Source organism: Rahnella victoriana (genome assembly GCF_004330295.1).
Lineage (GTDB): Bacteria > Pseudomonadota > Gammaproteobacteria > Enterobacterales > Enterobacteriaceae > Rahnella > Rahnella victoriana.
This window is the reverse complement of record NZ_SJOJ01000009.1, coordinates 38,144-57,110: the sequence shown is the minus strand read 5'-3', so window position 1 is coordinate 57,110 and position 18,967 is coordinate 38,144. Positions and strand designations below refer to the sequence as shown.

General features: G+C 52.8%; 14 protein-coding genes. 11 read left to right on the top strand and 3 right to left on the bottom strand.

Going from position 1 to position 18,967, the window contains the following annotated elements; translation table 11 throughout:
• The first annotated feature begins 59 nt into the window (after positions 1-59).
• The 3 genes from dnaJ (at position 60) to nhaR (ending at position 3,526) form a co-directional block, all read left to right on the top strand.
• Positions 60-1,193 carry a molecular chaperone DnaJ gene (gene dnaJ / locus EYY67_RS09410; protein WP_095924601.1) on the top strand — a complete coding sequence of 378 codons (1,134 nt, stop codon included), beginning with the start codon at positions 60-62 and terminating at the stop codon, positions 1,191-1,193.
• A gap of 230 nt (positions 1,194-1,423) precedes the next feature.
• Positions 1,424-2,599, top strand: coding sequence for a Na+/H+ antiporter NhaA (nhaA, locus tag EYY67_RS09405; protein WP_095924602.1), 1,176 nt, complete (start codon positions 1,424-1,426; stop codon positions 2,597-2,599).
• Between the two features lie 39 nt (positions 2,600-2,638).
• Positions 2,639-3,526 (top strand): transcriptional activator NhaR, encoded by an 888-nt coding sequence (gene nhaR / locus EYY67_RS09400; protein ID WP_095924603.1) that lies wholly within the window; start codon positions 2,639-2,641, stop codon positions 3,524-3,526.
• 72 nt (positions 3,527-3,598) lie between these two features.
• On the opposite strand, the gene rpsT is transcribed toward nhaR, so the two are convergent.
• Positions 3,599-3,862, bottom strand: a complete 264-nt coding sequence (gene rpsT / locus EYY67_RS09395; protein ID WP_013577064.1) for a 30S ribosomal protein S20 — start codon at positions 3,860-3,862, stop codon at positions 3,599-3,601.
• Positions 3,863-4,301: 439 nt separating this feature from the next.
• On the opposite strand from rpsT, the gene ribF reads away from it, so the two are divergent.
• The 5 genes from ribF (at position 4,302) to ispH (ending at position 10,034) form a co-directional block, all read left to right on the top strand.
• Entirely contained in the window at positions 4,302-5,240 is a 939-nt protein-coding gene (ribF, locus tag EYY67_RS09385) for a bifunctional riboflavin kinase/FAD synthetase (RefSeq protein ID WP_119822504.1), read from the top strand.
• Between the two features lie 61 nt (positions 5,241-5,301).
• Entirely contained in the window at positions 5,302-8,118 is a 2,817-nt protein-coding gene (ileS, locus tag EYY67_RS09380; protein ID WP_131693382.1) for an isoleucine--tRNA ligase, read from the top strand.
• Complete coding sequence (gene lspA / locus EYY67_RS09375) at positions 8,118-8,624, top strand: signal peptidase II (RefSeq protein WP_015698717.1); 507 nt, start codon at positions 8,118-8,120, stop codon at positions 8,622-8,624. Before ileS ends, lspA begins: the two co-directional genes overlap by 1 nt.
• A 5-nt stretch (positions 8,625-8,629) precedes the next feature.
• The gene (fkpB, locus tag EYY67_RS09370; RefSeq protein ID WP_047605761.1) at positions 8,630-9,100 is read left to right on the top strand and encodes an FKBP-type peptidyl-prolyl cis-trans isomerase; all 471 of its coding nucleotides are present in this window, start codon (positions 8,630-8,632) and stop codon (positions 9,098-9,100) included.
• Positions 9,081-10,034, top strand: coding sequence for a 4-hydroxy-3-methylbut-2-enyl diphosphate reductase (gene ispH, locus EYY67_RS09365; RefSeq protein ID WP_095924607.1), 954 nt, complete (start codon positions 9,081-9,083; stop codon positions 10,032-10,034). The genes fkpB and ispH overlap by 20 nt, the downstream gene beginning before the upstream one ends.
• Positions 10,035-10,100: 66 nt before the next feature.
• On the opposite strand, the gene EYY67_RS09360 is transcribed toward ispH, so the two are convergent.
• Both EYY67_RS09360 and EYY67_RS09355 read right to left on the bottom strand, forming a co-directional pair.
• Positions 10,101-10,976 carry an SMP-30/gluconolactonase/LRE family protein gene (locus EYY67_RS09360; RefSeq protein ID WP_131693381.1) on the bottom strand — a complete coding sequence of 292 codons (876 nt, stop codon included), beginning with the start codon at positions 10,974-10,976 and terminating at the stop codon, positions 10,101-10,103.
• A 159-nt stretch (positions 10,977-11,135) separates the two neighbouring features.
• Entirely contained in the window at positions 11,136-12,281 is a 1,146-nt protein-coding gene (locus EYY67_RS09355) for a porin (protein ID WP_095924609.1), read from the bottom strand.
• Between the two features lie 688 nt (positions 12,282-12,969).
• Between EYY67_RS09355 and dapB the strand changes: the two genes are divergently transcribed.
• The 3 genes from dapB to carB all read left to right on the top strand — a co-directional run bounded on the left by dapB (position 12,970) and on the right by carB (position 18,661).
• Positions 12,970-13,791, top strand: a complete 822-nt coding sequence (dapB, locus tag EYY67_RS09350) for a 4-hydroxy-tetrahydrodipicolinate reductase (RefSeq protein ID WP_131693380.1) — start codon at positions 12,970-12,972, stop codon at positions 13,789-13,791.
• A gap of 477 nt (positions 13,792-14,268) precedes the next feature.
• A complete protein-coding gene (carA, locus tag EYY67_RS09345; RefSeq protein ID WP_119822508.1) occupies positions 14,269-15,420 on the top strand; it encodes a glutamine-hydrolyzing carbamoyl-phosphate synthase small subunit in 1,152 nt (383 codons plus the stop codon).
• Between the two features lie 16 nt (positions 15,421-15,436).
• The gene (gene carB, locus EYY67_RS09340; protein ID WP_095924612.1) at positions 15,437-18,661 is read left to right on the top strand and encodes a carbamoyl-phosphate synthase large subunit; all 3,225 of its coding nucleotides are present in this window, start codon (positions 15,437-15,439) and stop codon (positions 18,659-18,661) included.
• Positions 18,662-18,967 lie beyond the last annotated feature (306 nt).

The window sequence follows — 18,967 nt, the reverse complement described above, 5'->3', positions numbered from 1 at the left end:
CAGCACGGGCGTCGAGGAAACTCTACGCCCGTGCACGCATGTTGAGGGTAGGTTAAAGCATGGCGAAGCAAGATTATTACGAGATTTTAGGCGTATCCAAAACAGCGGATGAGCGTGAAATCAAAAAGGCTTATAAGCGCCTGGCGATGAAACATCACCCTGACCGAAATCAGGGCGATAAAGAATCTGAAAGCAAATTCAAAGAAATTAAAGAAGCTTATGAAATTCTGACCGATGCGCAAAAGCGTGCGGCCTACGACCAGTACGGTCATGCAGCCTTTGAACAGGGTGGCATGGGCGGTGGCGGCGGTGGTTACGGCGGCGGTGCAGATTTCAGCGACATCTTTGGTGACGTCTTTGGCGACATCTTTGGCGGCGGTCGCCGTCAGCGTGCCAGCCGGGGTTCAGACCTGCGTTACAACATGGATCTGACTCTGGAAGAGGCCGTTCGTGGTGTCACCAAAGAGATCCGCATCCCGACGCTGGATGAATGTGACGTCTGCCACGGCAGCGGCGCGAAAGCGGGTAGCTCTCCGACCACCTGTCCGACCTGTCACGGTGCGGGTCAGGTGCAGATGCGTCAGGGCTTCTTCACGGTGCAACAGGCGTGTCCGACCTGTCAGGGACGCGGGAAAGTCATTAAAGACCCGTGCAACAAATGTCATGGTCATGGCCGTGTAGAACGTTCTAAAACGTTGTCGGTGAAAATTCCTGCGGGTGTGGATACCGGCGACCGTATTCGTCTGGAAGGTGAAGGCGAAGCCGGTGAGCATGGCGCTCCGTCAGGCGATCTGTACGTTCAGGTTCAGGTCAAAGCGCACAAAATCTTTGAGCGTGAAGGCAATAACCTGTACTGCGAAGTGCCGATCAATTTCGCCATGGCAGCTTTAGGCGGCGAAATCGAAGTGCCAACGCTGGATGGCCGCGTGAACCTGAAAATTCCGGCTGAAACGCAAACGGGTAAGATGTTCCGTATGCGCGGACGCGGTGTGAAATCTGTTCGTGGCGGTGTGCAGGGCGATTTAATGTGCCGTGTGGTCGTGGAAACGCCGGTCAGCCTGAGCGAAAAACAGAAACAGCTGTTGCGTGATCTGGAAGAAAGTTTTGGTGGCGTGTCTGGTGAAAAAAACAGCCCGCGCTCTAAAAGCTTCCTGGATGGCGTGAAAAAGTTCTTTGATGATCTGACCCGCTAATCCTTCGCTGAATACAGCGGTGGAAAGCCAGATGAAATCCCCGGCAGCGGTTCACGCTCCGGGGATTTTTTTATGGGATTTTTAAGTCAGTGTTTAAAATAAATGATTCGTAAAAACCGAGGTATACTGCAGAAATAATCGACTTTTTACGAAGTGATGAGCTGCGTACAATTCGCATTCCATTGTGGCAATCCTTTTTGCGCCACGGTTTTTTCTACAGGAGAGTCAGAATGCCGAATGTAATCCGTCAGTTTTTACGTATGGAAGCGGCGGGCGGTATCGTCCTGATCGTTGCCGCTGTTATCGCGCTGGTGATGGCGAACAGCCCGTTGCAGGGCGCCTATCAGGCGTTTCTGGATATCCCGGTCACGCTGCGTTTCTCTGAGTTGCTGATCGACAAACCGCTGTTGCTGTGGATTAACGACGGCCTGATGGCGGTGTTCTTTCTGATGATCGGCCTCGAAGTGAAACGTGAGTTGTGCGAAGGCGCACTGGCGAACCGCGAGCAGGCGATGTTTCCGGCGATTGCTGCGCTCGGCGGCATGGTGGTTCCGGCCTTAATTTATTTACTGTTTAACGGCGGCGATGAGATTGCACGTCAGGGTTGGGCGATTCCGGCCGCAACGGATATTGCATTTGCGCTGGGTGTGATGGCTTTGCTGGGTTCCCGCGTGCCGACCGGCCTGAAAGTGTTCCTGCTGGCGCTGGCCATTATTGATGATCTGGGTGCGATTGTGATCATCGCGCTTTTTTACAGCCACGATGTCTCGATGATGGCGCTGGGACTGTCAGCGGCGTGCATCGCGGTGCTGGCGTTACTGAACTGGCGTGGCGTGACAAAGCTGACGCCTTACCTGCTGGTTGGCGCGGTATTCTGGGTCTGTGTGCTGAAGTCAGGTATTCACGCGACATTAGCCGGTGTGATCCTCGGCTTCCTGATCCCGCTAAATACCCGGAGCAATAAGGCTTCACCTGCGCGCCGTCTGGAGCACGGGATCCATCCGTATGTGGCCTGGTTTATTTTGCCAATGTTTGCATTCGCCAATGCGGGAATTTCGTTGCAGGGCGCAACGGCTGCCGGTGCATTTTCTTTGTTACCGATGGGCATCGCAGCGGGGCTTCTGCTGGGCAAACCACTGGGCATCATTTTGTTCGGGGGTCTGGCATTGAAATCCGGGATTACCCGTTTGCCATCCGGCATTACGTTTAGCCAGATCGCTGCGGTCTCCGTGCTGTGCGGTATTGGTTTTACCATGTCGATTTTCATCGGTTCACTGGCGTTTGCTGAGCTGGATGCGGCACTGCTGACGTACGCGAAAATGGGCATCCTGATGGGGTCGGTGGCGTCAGCCGTATTGGGTTACCTGTTACTGAGTCGCGCATTACCGAAGAAAATCACCCGATAATCGTCAGGTGGGTTCGATACTTCAGGAAAGGATGAAAGCATGCCTCATATTAATTACAACCATTTGTATTATTTCTGGCACGTGTGTAAATCAGGTTCTGTTGTGGGAGCCGCAGAGGCGTTGTATCTGACTCCGCAGACCATCACCGGGCAGATTAAATCGCTGGAAGAAAGGCTGGGCGGCAAACTGTTTAAGCGTCAGGGGCGCGGTCTGGTGCCTTCTGAACTGGGACAACTGATTTACCGTTATGCCGATAAGATGTTTACGCTCAGCCAGGAAATGCTGGATATCGTGAATTACCGCAAAGAGTCGAGTCTGCTGTTTGATGTGGGCGTGGCGGATGCGTTATCCAAACGACTGGTCAGCCGTGTACTGGAAGCGGCGGTGCCGGACAATGCGCAAATTCACCTGCGCTGTTTTGAATCGACGCACGAAATGCTGCTCGAACAACTGAGCCTGCATAAACTGGATATGATTTTGTCTGACTGCCCGGTGGATTCCACCCAGCAGGAGGGGCTGTTCTCGGTAAAACTGGGTGAAAGCCCGATAAGCTTCTTCTGCTGTACTCCGCCGACAGGTGTGGATTTTCCTGCCTGTCTGGAACAGCGTCCTTTGCTGATCCCCGGTCGCCGTTCAATGCTCGGCCGCAAATTGCTGAACTGGTTTAATACCCAGGGACTGAAGGTAAACATTCTGGGCGAGTTTGATGATGCTGCGTTGATGAAAGCATTCGGAATGAACAACGACGCGATTTTTGTCGCACCGGCGATCTATTCTTCAACAGAATTTCAGGATGAGAAAATTGAGGAAGTCGGGCGTGTAGAAGGGATCATGGAAGAGTATTACGTCATTTTTGCTGAGAGAATGATTCAGCATCCTTCAGTACAGCAGATTTGTCATACCGACTTTTCGGCGTTGTTTGAATAACCCGCCTGAATTTCAGATATAAAAAAACCGGCGTGAGCCGGTTTTTTTATCAAGCATTTCAGCGTAATGCGATTATTGCATTGCGTTGATTTGCGCAGTCAGGTTTGACTTATGACGCGCTGCTTTGTTTTTGTGGATCAGGCCTTTGCAAGACTGACGGTCCACGATTGGTTGCATTTCGTTAAATGCGTTTTGTGCAGCAGCTTTGTCGCCTGCTGCAATAGCCGCGTATACCTTCTTGATAAAGGTACGCATCATAGAACGACGGCTCGCGTTGTGCTTACGGCGTTTTTCTGACTGTACGGCGCGTTTCTTAGCTGATTTGATATTAGCCAAGGCCAACTCCCAAATATTTTTCTATTGATGAACAATTCAAAGGCCGAGGAATATGCCTTTTCGGTCTTCTTTTGTCAACGGATTTGTGCAAATAAGCGGCGTTTTAAAGAGTGAACTTTACTCGTCGCTTGTTACGTTGTGATGGCGCAGGATTTTAACAGCTTCCGGCATCGGAATACAGTCTTTCGCGAGAAAAATCGACAGGAGAGTGTACAAACTGCCCACTACGGCCATTAACGCTTTGTTTATGCGAAAAGTCACGCATTCCCTGTATGCAACGAAAGATTTTCATCGCCACGCCGCCATTTGAACCGCAATATCTGCCGTATGCAAGAGAGAATGGTGTGATCCTGCTAATCGCTGGTTAACCTTGGAGGCTGTACAAGGTATAATCCGCCGATTTCCATCGTTATGAGTCAGCATTGGATTTGAGCCAGCTATGGAGCTAATTCGCGGAATACACAATATTCGAGCACGTCATCATGGATGTGTGCTGACTATTGGCAATTTTGATGGTGTACACCGTGGTCATCAGGCCCTGATTGAACAGCTGAAGCTGGAAGGTCAACGTCTGGGACTGCCGGTGATGGTCATGATTTTTGAGCCACAACCTCTGGAACTGTTTGCCGGTGATAAAGCACCTGCACGTTTAACCAGTTTACGCGACAAAGCCAAATATCTGGCGGAGTGCGGGGTTGATTACCTTTTATGTGTCCGTTTCGAGCCACGGTTCGCGGCACACATGGCGCAGGCGTTTATCTCGCAACTGCTGGTGGAAAAACTGGGCGTCAAATTCCTGACGGTCGGGGATGATTTCCGCTTTGGTGCCAGTCGTCTTGGGGATTTTGAGCTATTACAGAAAGCCGGTGAAGAATACGGCTTCGAAGTGATCAGCACGCAAACTTTCCGGGAAGGCGGGAACCGCATCAGCAGCACCGCGATCCGTAATGCGTTGCGCGATGATGACTTAGCGCTGGCCGCGAATTTACTCGGTCACCCGTTCAGCATCTCAGGCCGTGTCGTACACGGCGATAAGCTGGGGCGTACCATTGGCTTCCCGACGGCGAACGTGCCGTTGAAGCGGGTCGTGTCGCCGGTGCGCGGCGTGTATGCGGTGGATGTGTTAGGTCTCGGACCTGAACCTCTGCCGGGCGTGGCCAATATTGGAATACGTCCGACGGTCGGTGGCGTGCGCAAGCAGTTGGAAGTGCACCTTCTCGACACCACATTAGATTTATACGGGCGCCACATTGATGTGGTGCTCCGCGCGAAATTGCGCAACGAACAGCGTTTCTCCTCGCTTGATGCTTTAAAGCAACAAATTGCGAACGATGAAGTGACGGCCCGTGAGTTCTTCGGGTTAAAGACACTACGCTAAACATGTACTGACAGGCGTGTCACAACGCCTGGAATCCAGCCGAAAACGGAACCGAGAATCTATGAGTGACTACAAGAACACCCTGAATTTGCCGGAAACAGGGTTCCCGATGCGTGGCGATCTGGCCAAGCGTGAACCTGACATGCTGAAAAATTGGTATGACCAGGATCTGTACGGGATTATTCGTGCTGCCAAGAAAGGCAAAAAAACCTTTATTTTGCATGACGGCCCTCCGTATGCGAACGGCAGCATTCATATTGGTCACTCAGTAAACAAAATTCTTAAAGACATGATTATCAAGTCCAAAGGACTTGCGGGCTTTGATGCGCCGTATGTGCCGGGCTGGGATTGTCATGGTCTGCCGATCGAGCTGAAAGTCGAACAACTGATCGGTAAGCCGGGCGAGAAAGTCACGGCGGCGGAATTCCGTGAAGCCTGCCGTAAATATGCCGCAGAACAGGTTGAAGGCCAGAAGAAAGACTTCATCCGTCTGGGCGTGCTGGGCGACTGGGATCATCCGTACCTGACGATGGATTTCAAAACCGAAGCCAACATCATCCGTGCGCTGGGCAAAATCATCGGTAACGGCCACCTGCATAAAGGCGCCAAGCCGGTGCACTGGTGTACAGATTGCGGTTCGTCGCTGGCCGAAGCCGAAGTCGAATATTACGACAAAGCCTCGCCTTCTATTGATGTGGCGTTCAACGCGACGGATGCCGCAGCCGTGGCAGCGAAATTTGGCGTTACTGCCTTTAATGGCCCGATCTCGCTGGTTATCTGGACCACGACACCGTGGACCATGCCCGCTAACCGCGCCATTTCACTGAATCCTGAGTTTGCTTATCAGCTGATTCAGGTCGAAGGTCAGTGTCTGATCCTGGCAACCGATCTGGTTGAAAGCGTCATGAAACGTGCCGGTATTGCCGGATGGACCGTTCTGGGCGAGTGCAAAGGCGCAGACCTCGAACTGCTGCGCTTCAAACACCCGTTCCTCGGTTTCGACGTTCCGGCGATCCTGGGCGATCACGTGACGCTCGATGCGGGTACCGGTGCCGTGCATACCGCACCAGGCCACGGCCCTGACGATTTTGTTATCGGCCAGAAATACGGTCTGGAAGTGGCGAATCCGGTAGGGCCGAACGGTTGCTACCTGCCGGGCACTTACCCGACGCTGGACGGTAAATTTGTCTTTAAAGCCAACGACCTGATCGTTGAGTTGCTGCGTGAAAAAGGCGCATTGCTGCACGTTGAGAAAATCACGCACAGCTATCCTTGCTGCTGGCGCCACAAAACGCCAATCATCTTCCGCGCGACGCCGCAATGGTTCATCAGCATGGATCAGAAGGGCCTGCGTCAGCAGTCTCTGGAAGAGATCAAAGGCGTGCAGTGGATCCCGGACTGGGGTCAGGCGCGTATCGAAAACATGGTCGCTAACCGTCCTGACTGGTGTATCTCCCGTCAGCGTACCTGGGGCGTGCCGATGTCTCTGTTCGTTCACAAAGACACTGAGCAACTGCATCCGCGCAGCCTTGAGCTGATGGAAGAAGTGGCGAAACGTGTTGAAGTGGATGGCATTCAGGCATGGTGGGATCTGAATCCGGAAGACATTCTGGGTGCAGACGCCGCAGATTACGTCAAAGTGCCGGACACGCTGGACGTCTGGTTTGACTCCGGTTCAACGCATTCTTCCGTTGTGGATGTGCGTCCTGAGTTCAACGGGCATTCTCCTGATCTTTATCTGGAAGGTTCTGACCAGCATCGTGGCTGGTTCATGTCTTCCCTGATGATTTCGACGGCAATGAAAGGCAAAGCGCCTTACAAACAAGTGCTGACTCATGGTTTCACCGTGGATGGTCAGGGCCGCAAAATGTCTAAATCCATCGGCAATACCATCGCGCCGCAAGACGTGATGAACAAGCTGGGTGGCGACATTCTGCGTCTGTGGGTCGCGTCGACGGATTACACTGGAGAAATCGCCGTGTCCGACGAAATCCTCAAACGTGCTGCTGATTCTTACCGCCGTATCCGTAACACCGCACGCTTCCTGCTGGCGAACCTTAACGGTTTCGATCCGGCGCTGCACAGCGTGGCTCCGGAGGACATGGTGGTGCTGGATCGCTGGGCGGTTGGCCGTGCGAAAGCCGCTCAGGAAGAAATCATTGCTGCGTATGAATCCTATGATTTCCATGGCGTTGTTCAGCGTCTGATGCAGTTCTGCTCGATCGAAATGGGTTCCTTCTATCTGGATATCATTAAAGATCGTCAGTACACCGCGAAAAGCGACAGCGTTGCACGTCGCAGCTGTCAGACCGCGCTGTATCACATCAGTGAAGCGCTGGTTCGCTGGATGGCACCGATCATGTCGTTCACAGCCGATGAAATCTGGGCGGAACTGCCGGGAAGCCGTGAGAAATTCGTCTTCACCGAAGAGTGGTACGACGGTCTGTTCGGTCTCGCAGGCAACGAATCCATGAACGATGCGTTCTGGGATGAACTGCTGAAAGTGCGTGGCGAAGTGAACAAAGTGATCGAACAGGCGCGTGCGGATAAACGTCTGGGCGGTTCTCTGGAAGCAGCGGTCACGCTGTTTGCTGATGATGCGCTGGCAACAGACCTGCGTTCTCTGGGCAATGAACTGCGCTTTGTGCTGCTGACCTCAGGGGCGAAAGTTGCCGCACTGAGTGATGCAGATGACGCGGCTCAGTCGAGTGAATTGCTGAAAGGCCTGAAGATTGGTCTGGCGAAAGCAGAAGGCGACAAGTGCCCGCGCTGCTGGCATTACACTACCGATGTCGGCCAGAACGCGGAACACAGCGATATCTGCGGCCGTTGTGTCACTAACATTGCTGGCGACGGCGAAGAGCGTAAGTTTGCATAATGAGTAAATCGATTTGTTCCACCGGACTCCGCTGGCTCTGGCTGGCGGTCGTGGTCATTATCGTGGATCTCGGCAGTAAGTTTCTGATTATGGGAAACTTCCAGCTCGGTGAATCTATGCCTTTGATCCCGTATCTGAATCTGTTCTATGCCCAGAACCACGGTGCTGCGTTCAGTTTCCTGGCTGACAAAGGCGGCTGGCAGCGCTGGTTCTTCGCGTTAATCGCGCTGGTGATCGTCGTGGCGCTGGTCGTGCTGATGTATCGCGGCAGCGCGAAGCAAAAGCTCAATAACATCGCGTTTGCGATGATTATCGGCGGTGCGCTGGGCAACTTGTTTGACCGCTTGTATCACGGCTTTGTGGTCGACTTTATCGATTTTTATGTCGGTAACTGGCATTTTGCGACGTTCAATCTGGCCGACAGCTTTATCTGTGTCGGCGCAGCCATGGTGGTGCTGGAAGGTTTTCTGGCAAAACCCTCTGAAGCCACAAAGAGTAAAGGATAAGGTTTATGTCTCAACAGGTGAAACACGACAGCGCTGTACTGGTGCATTTTACGTTGAAGCTGGAAGATGGCTCGACGGCGGAATCAACCCGCGCCAATGGCAAACCTGCACTGTTTCGCCTTGGCGACAGCAGCTTGTCTGACGCGCTGGAAAATCAGCTGTTAGGGCTGAGCGTCGGGGATAAACGGGCATTCACGTTAGCCCCTGAATCGGCATTCGGTAGCAAAAGCCCGGATCTGGTTCAGTTCTTCTCCCGTCGTGATTTTCAGGAAACTGGGGTGCCGGATGTCGGCACCATCATGTTGTTCAGCGGTCGTGATGGCAGCGAAATGCCGGGCGTCGTCCGTGAAGTGACAGAAGATTCCATCACTGTAGATTTCAACCATCCGCTGGCAGGGCAACATATCGATTTCGATATTGAAGTGCTGGAAATTGACCCGGAGCTTGAGGGGAAACATGCAGATATTGCTGGCTAATCCGCGAGGGTTTTGTGCGGGCGTTGACCGCGCAATCAGTATTGTAGAACGTGCGCTGGAACTGTACGGCGCACCTATCTACGTTCGCCATGAAGTGGTACATAACCGCTACGTGGTTGACAGTCTCCGCCAGCGCGGTGCTGTTTTCATCGAGCAAATCAGCGAAGTGCCTGATGGCTCGATTCTGATTTTCTCGGCTCACGGTGTCTCTCAGGCGGTGCGCGCGGAAGCCAAAGCGCGTGATCTGACCATGTTGTTTGACGCGACCTGTCCGCTGGTGACCAAAGTGCATATGGAAGTGGCCCGTGCCAGCCGTAAAGGCACGGAAGCGATTCTGATTGGTCACGCCGGGCACCCGGAAGTCGAAGGCACCATGGGGCAGTACAGCAACCCGAAAGGCGGCATGTATCTGGTTGAAGGGCCTGAAGATGTGTATAAATTGCAGGTCAAAGATGAAAACAACCTGTGCTTTATGACGCAAACGACACTGTCGGTTGATGATACGTCTGCGGTGATTGATGCGCTGCGCGATCGCTTCCCGAAAATCATCGGGCCGCGTAAAGACGATATTTGCTACGCGACGACCAACCGTCAGGAAGCCGTGCGTACGCTGGCTGATGGCGCGGATGTCGTGCTGGTGGTCGGTTCGAAGAACTCCTCGAACTCCAACCGTCTGGCCGAACTGGCGCAACGTGTCGGCGTGCCTTCCTATCTGATTGACTCTGCGGCAGATATTCAGGAAAGCTGGCTGAAAGATGCGAAAAGCATTGGCGTGACGGCAGGCGCATCCGCACCGGATATTCTGGTGCAGGACGTGATCAGCAAGCTGAAAACATTCGGTGGCCTTGATGTGATCAACATCGAAGGACGCGAGGAAAATATCGTGTTCGAAGTGCCGAAAGAGCTGCGCGTGGATGTAAAACAGATCGACTGATGGCTGACTCAAAATGAAAAACCGGCTCACTGCGGCCGGTTTTTTTGTGCCTGCGTGTTGGCAGGATTAATGATTCTCAAATTTGAATAAATTTTGCGGTGCACCGACCGTCGTCGTGGTGACGTGCAGCAGCGCCCCCTCCAGCGCATGTGGCGCATCGAGGTTCTTACGTGCCGAGGTGATGAATAACTCCGTCATGTCCGGGCCGCCAAAGGTGCAGCAGCTCGGTTGCGTGACCGGCACCGGCAGCGTATCCAGGGTCAGTAATTCGCCCTGATTGATCTGCTGACGGAGCAGACATTTCGAGCCCCAGCAGGCGGTGATCAGCCAGCCATTCTGAGCCAGTGCGGAACCGTCGGGGATCTTATCACCGGAAGAAAAACAGGATATTTTCAGCGGATTGATCCTGCGGGCGTTGGCAGAAAAGAAACGTTTTTTCTTGCTGTCGGCGAACCAGACTTTGCCTTCATACCAGACCAGCGTATTCGTGCAGCCGACCTTATCGAGCATCATCTCGGGCTTTTCAGCCCCCGCTTCATAACGGAACCATTCCCCGTTATCTTTTTCTTCTTTTATATCCAGCGTACCAAACCACAGTGAACCGTCGGGCGCGATGGCGGCCTCGTTCGGACGCGTACCTTCCGCACCCGGATAATCGCAGAGCTTCTGGCGGCTTTTCTGTGAGTAATCGTAGAGATGGATCCCGTCGACGGACACCAGCAGAAACTGATTTCTCTTTTCCGTCAGCAACACGGCGCTGGTCAGCGCGGGAAGCTCATGAATTTCAGTTTGCCTGGTATCGGGCCAGTAACGCAAAACACGCTGAGCCAGAATATCGACCCAAAGCAAAGATTGTGTGCGCTGGCACCAGACGGGGGTTTCACCCAATTCGGCTCGATAGTCGCCAATGGCTGTTATGTCGGACCGGAAAAATGCTGACATCGCAAAGCTCTCCTGCGGTTACAAAATGGATATAGCAAAACAGTCTGTATTCAGTCTAGTCTGGCTTTGGTCGCGGAGGATAGAAGAAATGGCGTAAAAAGAAAGGGCCAGCCCGTCAATAAGACGTAAAGCTGGCCCCGGAAGTGCAGTCGTTAAGGCTTAGAAGTCGTAACGCAGACGGATCAGGTTCATGTCGCCGAGGTTATCGGTAGAGGAAGTGAACACGTGTTCGTAATCCACACGGAAGCCGTAATCAAGCTGGAAGGAGACACCCAGACCGTTATCAATACGCTGGTAATCACGGCCGGTCACGTAGCTCAGACGGTCACCCATGAAGTATGGCTGAATGGTTTTCACTGCCAGCTGATTGATTGGGAAGGTATAACCCAGGAAGTATTCCAGACCGTATGCGTCGCCCGCGAAGAACTGATCTTCGGTTTTCACGCCCGTGGTCAGGAAGTCATGGTAGTAACCGCCGCCGAAGGATGCTGTCCAGTTGCCTGGTTTCCAGCTCAGCGCCGTACCGACAATGCTCTGGTTGTAATCTTTCGAGGTGTTATCACCCGGATTTCTCATTTCTGCGTCGGTGTAGTTGTACGCCGTACCCCATGTCAGGTCTTTGGTGATGTGGTAATCCACACCGACAGAACCGCCGCCGTTACGTTTGTAACGCAGGCCATTTTTGCCGGTCAGCAGTTCGCTGTCTTCAAACAGGTAAGAAGCGTAAACATCCGCGTCGCCGAAGGTGTTTTTGTATTTCAGCATCTTACGGGAACGGTAAGATCCGTCGTAGTCGCCGTTAACACCGTTACCCGGTGCCTGAGCGAGCATGTCGTAATCCCAGATATCGGTTTTCGCCCCGACCACATCGTAATACACGCTGTTTTGCTGACCGAAGGTCAACTGGCCGTAAGTTTTGCTTTTCAGACCGGTGTAAAGCATACGGCGGGAGGTGTTATGCGCGCCATCGGCGTGGTGATTGTCCCAGCCGGTCAGGGCAGGAATATTGACACCCAACTCGTAGTAGTTGATCCAGCTGATGTCATCAAACAGATAATAATCAGCAGAGAAACGGAAACGTGTACCGCCGTCAAAACCGTTGGTTTTGTAGTTTTTCACGCCGTTCTGGAACTGGAACTGTGGACGAATACTGCCGCCGACCTGGAAGTTCAGGCGGCTCAGCGGATCGTTAGGCTGTGGATCTTGTTTAATCAGGGTGATTTCTGCGTGTGCAGCAAAAGACGCTAAGCCAAACAACAGGCCTGCGGTCGCCACTTGCGTGACGTTGTTCAGTTTGAATTTCATGTTAAGTCCCTGCGCCAATATACTGATCGGAAAAAACCAGCAACAAAATTGGCGATAGCTATTTATTATTTTCCCCTTACTGATGACTGTCTGGTAAGGGTGAAGACGCGCCTTATGGAGCCAGGCTACTTATTTTACTGTCGTTAAATCAAATTTCGGCAGTTAAAATTAGGTTGCTATTTATTACCACAATCATTGGTTTTATCAATATTATTTCACTACATATAATAAAAATTTAATGTTTCAGATCTAAGAAATACGCGGTTCGCTGCTTATTTGTCATTCATCGGGGGAAGGGAATACGCGTTTCGTCTCGCGCGCTCATCATCGCTTTTATCCGGTGAGACATATTGTCAGGGGGTGCCCTGCGGGACGGTGGTAAAATCCGTGGCGTGCGGATGATGCATGAAGGGCGTAGCTAAGCGGGGACTTATGCATGAAATTGCATGATTATGCGAAGGGCGTTTTTCGGGACTTTTTGACCGTTTTTCCTTAACCAGTTCCAGTTGCGTCAACCGGTTAACACAAAATCATCGATTGCGTAACCTGAAACCAGATGGCTTTTACTGATATTAACGGGTCTGTATCATAATTTTCTAATTATGAGGCAATTTCGCTGGCTCCCTGATTGCGGGGTCGATAACCTGATTCTGTTTCACGGCAGAACCACAATAAGAAGAGAGTAATTATGAGTAACGCTGATATTCGCATGGCCATTGTTGGTGCCGGTGGCCGTATGGGCCGCCAGCTGATTCAGGCCGTCACTGATGCCGAAGGCGTGGTATTGGGCGCAGCGCTGGAACGTTCCGGTTCTTCCTTAGTGGGCGCCGATGCAGGCGAACTGGCGGGTGTCGGTTCAGCGGGCATAACGGTGCATGACAATCTGGAAACCGTGGCGGATGACTTCGATATTCTGATCGACTTCACCCGTCCCGAAGGCACACTGGCGCATCTGGAATTTTGCCAGAAACACCATAAAGGCATGATTATCGGCACTACGGGCTTTGATGACGCCGGGAAGGCCGCAATTAAACAGGCTTCAGAGGTGATCCCGGTGGTTTTCGCGGCCAACTTCAGCGTGGGCGTGAATGTGGTCCTCAAGCTGCTGGAAAAAGCCGCCAAAGTCATGGGCGACTATACAGATATTGAAATCGTGGAAGCGCACCACCGTCATAAAGTTGATGCACCATCAGGGACTGCGCTGGCGATGGGTGAAGCGATTGCCGATGCCTTAGGGCGTGATCTGAAAGATTGTGCGGTGTACGCACGGGAAGGGCATACCGGTGAGCGTGATCCAAAAAGCATTGGGTTTGCCACCATCCGTGCCGGCGATATCGTCGGGGAACATACCGCGATGTTTGCAGATATCGGGGAGCGTGTTGAGATAACTCACAAGGCTTCCAGCCGCATGACATTCGCAAATGGCGCTGTTCGTGCGGGTAAATGGCTTTTTTCCCATAAAAGCGGTCTTTATGACATGCGGGATGTGCTGGGCTTAGATGATTTGTAATCCATAGTTTAGATGTGATGTGGTTGTTTTGATCATAATCTTTTGATAAAAGGGCAGTTCCTTGATTGCCCTTCTCTTTTTTATTGAAAATATCGTCCTGGTGTTTATTTTTGGCTGTAACCCGTGTTTTTCATTCTTTTCGTCAATTATGAAGTGTGGGTTGCTTGTTTTTTGAACGCCACGACTTCCCCGTCTTGTTACAAATCCGCTTTCTTCGTCATTTTTCAGACATCCTGTTCCGCAAACGGTTACTATGCTTACTTAGACTGTCTTTTTATGGCGGTAAGCGCGCGTTTTCGCTGAGTGGTGCAAAAAACAGAGAAATATTGGTGCTTTTGGTAGACAAACCCGACGGCCATCATTAGAATGCGCGCAATTTGCCAAAAATTGGCTTTGGGAGCGATTTTTGCATTGATTTAGATCGGGTTATCTGAATTAATATGCAGATATTGTGATTTATTATTCTTGGAGGATGCTTTGATAAAGTCAGCGCTATTGGTTCTGGAAGACGGAACCCAATTCCACGGTCGGGCCATCGGGGCAGAAGGGTCGGCAGTGGGGGAAGTGGTCTTCAATACGTCGATGACCGGTTATCAAGAAATCCTCACTGATCCTTCCTATTCCCGCCAGATTGTCACTCTCACGTATCCCCATATCGGTAATGTCGGCACCAATGCCGCTGATGAAGAATCCTCCGCAGTACACGCTCAGGGCCTGGTCATTCGCGATTTACCTCTGATTGCCAGCAACTACCGCAGTGAAGAAAACCTTTCTGATTACCTCAAGCGCAATAACATCGTTGCCATCGCCGATATTGATACCCGCAAGCTGACCCGTCTGTTACGCGAAAAAGGCGCACAGAACGGTTGCATCATCGCGGGCGATTCACCGGATGCTGAACTGGCGCTGCAAAAAGCCAAAGCGTTCCCGGGCCTGAAAGGCATGGATCTGGCGAAAGAAGTGACCACGACGGAATCTTACAGCTGGCAACAAGGAAGCTGGACGCTGGAAGGCGAATTGCCTGAAGTGAAGAAAGCTGAAGACCTGCCATTCCACGTAGTGGCTTATGACTACGGCGCGAAACGCAACATCCTGCGCATGCTGGTGGATCGCGGTTGCCGCCTGACGGTGGTTCCGGCGCAGACCCCGGCAGAAGACGTGCTGAAAATGAATCCGGACGGCATCTTCCTGTCCAACGGACCGGGCGACCCGGAGCCTTGCGACTACGCTATCGCGGCCATCAAAACTTTCCTGGAAACCGACATTCCGGTCTTTGGCATCTGCCTCGGCCATCAGTTACTGGCACTGGCCAGCGGCGCGAAGACGGTGAAAATGAAACTCGGCCACCACGGCGGTAACCACCCGGTGAAAGATCTCGATAAAGATATCGTGATGATCACCGCACAGAACCACGGCTTTGCGGTGGATGAATCTGACCTGCCAGCCAGCCTGCGCGTGACGCACAAATCTCTGTTTGACCATACGGTGCAGGGTATCCACCGTACCGATAAAGCGGCGTTCAGCTTCCAGGGCCACCCTGAAGCCAGCCCGGGCCCGCACGATGCGGCACCGCTGTTTGACCACTTTATCGAACTGATTGAAGCTTTTCGCACAAACAACGCCAGATAACAGGAGCGAATAAAAAATGCCAAAACGTACAGACATAAAAAGCATCCTGATTCTGGGCGCCGGCCCGATTGTTATCGGCCAGGCTTGTGAATTTGACTACTCCGGTGCACAGGCGTGTAAAGCGCTGCGTGAAGAGGGTTACCGCGTCATTCTGGTGAACTCCAACCCGGCCACCATCATGACTGACCCTGAAATGGCGGACGCGACCTATATCGAGCCGATTCACTGGGAAGTGGTGCGCAAGATTATCGAGAAAGAACGTCCGGACGCCGTGCTGCCAACCATGGGCGGTCAGACCGCACTGAACTGTGCGCTGGAACTGGAACGTCAGGGTGTGCTGGAAGAATTCGGCGTGACCATGATTGGCGCGACCGCAGACGCCATTGATAAAGCCGAAGACCGTCGCCGTTTCGACGTGGCGATGAAAAAGATTGGTCTGGACACCGCGCGTTCCGGTATCGCACACACCATGGAAGAAGCGCTGGCGGTTGCCGCTGACGTCGGCTTCCCGTGCATCATTCGTCCTTCCTTCACCATGGGCGGCACCGGTGGCGGTATCGCGTACAACCGTGAAGAGTTTGAAGAGATTTGCGAACGCGGTCTGGATCTTTCCCCGACCAAAGAGCTGCTGATTGATGAGTCGCTGATTGGCTGGAAAGAGTACGAGATGGAAGTGGTGCGTGATAAAAACGACAACTGCATCATCGTCTGCTCTATCGAAAACTTCGATGCGATGGGCATTCACACCGGTGACTCCATCACTGTCGCCCCGGCGCAGACCCTGACCGACAAAGAATATCAAATCATGCGTAACGCCTCGATGGCGGTACTGCGTGAAATCGGCGTAGAAACCGGCGGCTCTAACGTCCAGTTCTCGGTGAACCCGAAAAACGGCCGTCTGATCGTTATCGAAATGAACCCGCGCGTATCACGTTCTTCCGCGCTGGCGTCTAAAGCGACCGGTTTCCCGATTGCCAAAGTGGCGGCGAAACTGGCCGTCGGTTACACCCTCGATGAACTGATGAACGACATCACCGGCGGCAAAACCCCGGCCTCGTTCGAACCGTCTATCGACTACGTAGTGACCAAAATTCCTCGCTTCAACTTCGAGAAATTTGCCGGTGCCAACGACCGTCTGACCACGCAGATGAAATCTGTCGGCGAAGTGATGGCGATTGGCCGCACCCAGCAGGAATCTCTGCAAAAAGCCCTGCGCGGTCTGGAAGTGGGCGCGAGCGGTTTCGACCCGAAAGTGAGTCTGGATGACCCGGAAGCACTGACCAAAATCCGTCGCGAGCTGAAAGAAGCCGGTGCCGAGCGTATCTGGTACATCGCTGATGCCTTCCGTGCCGGTATGTCGGTTGACGGAATCTTCAACCTGACCAACGTTGACCGCTGGTTCCTGGTGCAGATTGAAGAACTGGTGAAACTGGAAAATGAAGTGGCCGAAGGCGGCTTCAACATCCTGACCCACGATTACCTGCGCATGCTCAAGCGTAAAGGCTTCGCGGATCTGCGTCTGGCGAAACTGGTCGGCGTTTCAGAAAGCGAAGTGCGCAAACTGCGCCACAAATACAACCTGCATCCGGTCTACAAACGTGTGGATACCTGTGCGGCGGAATTCTCAACCGATACCGCCTACATGTATTCAACGTATGAAGAAGAGTGCGAATCCAATCCGACCAACGACAAGCCGAAAATCATGGTGCTGGGCGGCGGTCCAAACCGTATCGGTCAGGGTATCGAGTTCGATTATTGCTGCGTACACGCCTCACTGGCGCTGCGCGAAGACGGTTACGAAACCATCATGGTTAACTGTAACCCGGAAACGGTGTCTACCGACTACGACACTTCCGACCGTCTGTACTTTGAATCCGTAACGCTGGAAGACGTGCTGGAAATCGTGCGTATCGAACAGCCGAAAGGCGTGATTGTTCAGTACGGCGGCCAGACTCCGCTGAAACTGGCGCGTGAACTGGAAGCCGCTGGCGTGCCGATTATCGGCACCAGCCCGGATGCGATTGACCGCGCCGAAGACCGTGAACGTTTCCAGCAGGCGGTTAACCGTCTGGGTCTGAAACAACCGGCAAACGCCACGGTCGCGACGATCGAACAGGCTGTCGAAAAAGCGGCGGGTATCGGTTATCCGCTGGTGGTGCGTCCTTCTTATGTGCTGGGCGGCCGTGCGATGGAAATCGTTTACGACGAAATCGACCTGCGTCGTTACTTCCAGAATGCCGTCAGCGTGTCTAACGATGCGCCGGTGCTGCTGGACCGCTTCCTTGACGACGCCGTAGAAGTTGACGTTGATGCCATCTGCGACGGCGAGCGCGTGCTGATTGGCGGCATCATGGAACACATCGAGCAGGCTGGCGTGCACTCCGGTGACTCCGCATGTTCACTGCCTTGCTACACGCTGAGCCAGGAAATTCAGGATGTGATGCGTCAGCAGGTCGAGAAACTGGCCTTTGAGCTGAGCGTTCGCGGTCTGATGAACGTCCAGTTCGCTGTGAAGAACAACGAAGTCTACCTGATTGAAGTCAACCCGCGTGCTGCGCGTACCGTACCGTTCGTCTCCAAGGCGACCGGCGTGGCGCTGGCGAAAGTGGCGGCGCGCGTGATGGCGGGGCAGACACTGGCGCAGCAGGGCATCACCGAAGAAGTGATCCCGCCTTACTACTCCGTAAAAGAAGTGGTGCTGCCGTTCAACAAATTCCCTGGCGTTGACCCGATTCTGGGGCCGGAAATGCGCTCTACCGGTGAAGTCATGGGCGTGGGCCGTACTTTCGCCGAAGCCTTTGCCAAAGCGCAACTGGGAAGCAACTCCGGTATGAAGAAAGCCGGTCGCGCACTGTTGTCGGTTCGTGAAGGCGACAAAGGCCGCGTGGTGGATTTAGCCGCGAAACTGCTGAAACGCGGTTTCGAGCTGGATGCGACGCACGGCACCGCAGTGGTACTGGGCGAAGCCGGGATAAACCCGCGTCTGGTCAACAAGGTGCATGAAGGCCGTCCGCATATTCAGGACCGTATCAAGAACGGTGAATATGTGTATATCGTGAACACCACGGCGGGACGTCAGGCGATTGAAGACTCCAAGCTTATCCGTCGCAGCGCACTGCAATACAAAGTGCATTACGACACCACGCTGAACGGTGGTTTCGCTACGGCGATGGCGCTGTCATCTGACCCGACTGAACAGGTGATCTCAGTGCAGGAGATGCACGCGAAAATCGGCAAGTGATTATGTACTAAATTGCTGCGGTCGCTGAAACGTCCGTTCCCTCAGGGAGCGGACGTTTTTTTATGCCTGCACAAAAGTGAGATGTTAATTATATATATTAAATATGTTTATCAAACTAATTATACATAGTGCGCATAATTCCTTTCGGATGAAAGTGATTTTAACCTAACTCATTATTTTAGATCATTATTTTTGGTTAATGTGATGAGTGTCATGTGTATTGTATGTTTAATTATTGTTATGTATTTGTGCGTGAATTTATACTCATTGCCTTGGTTAGTTCACACAGAGAATTAACCCTTCTTG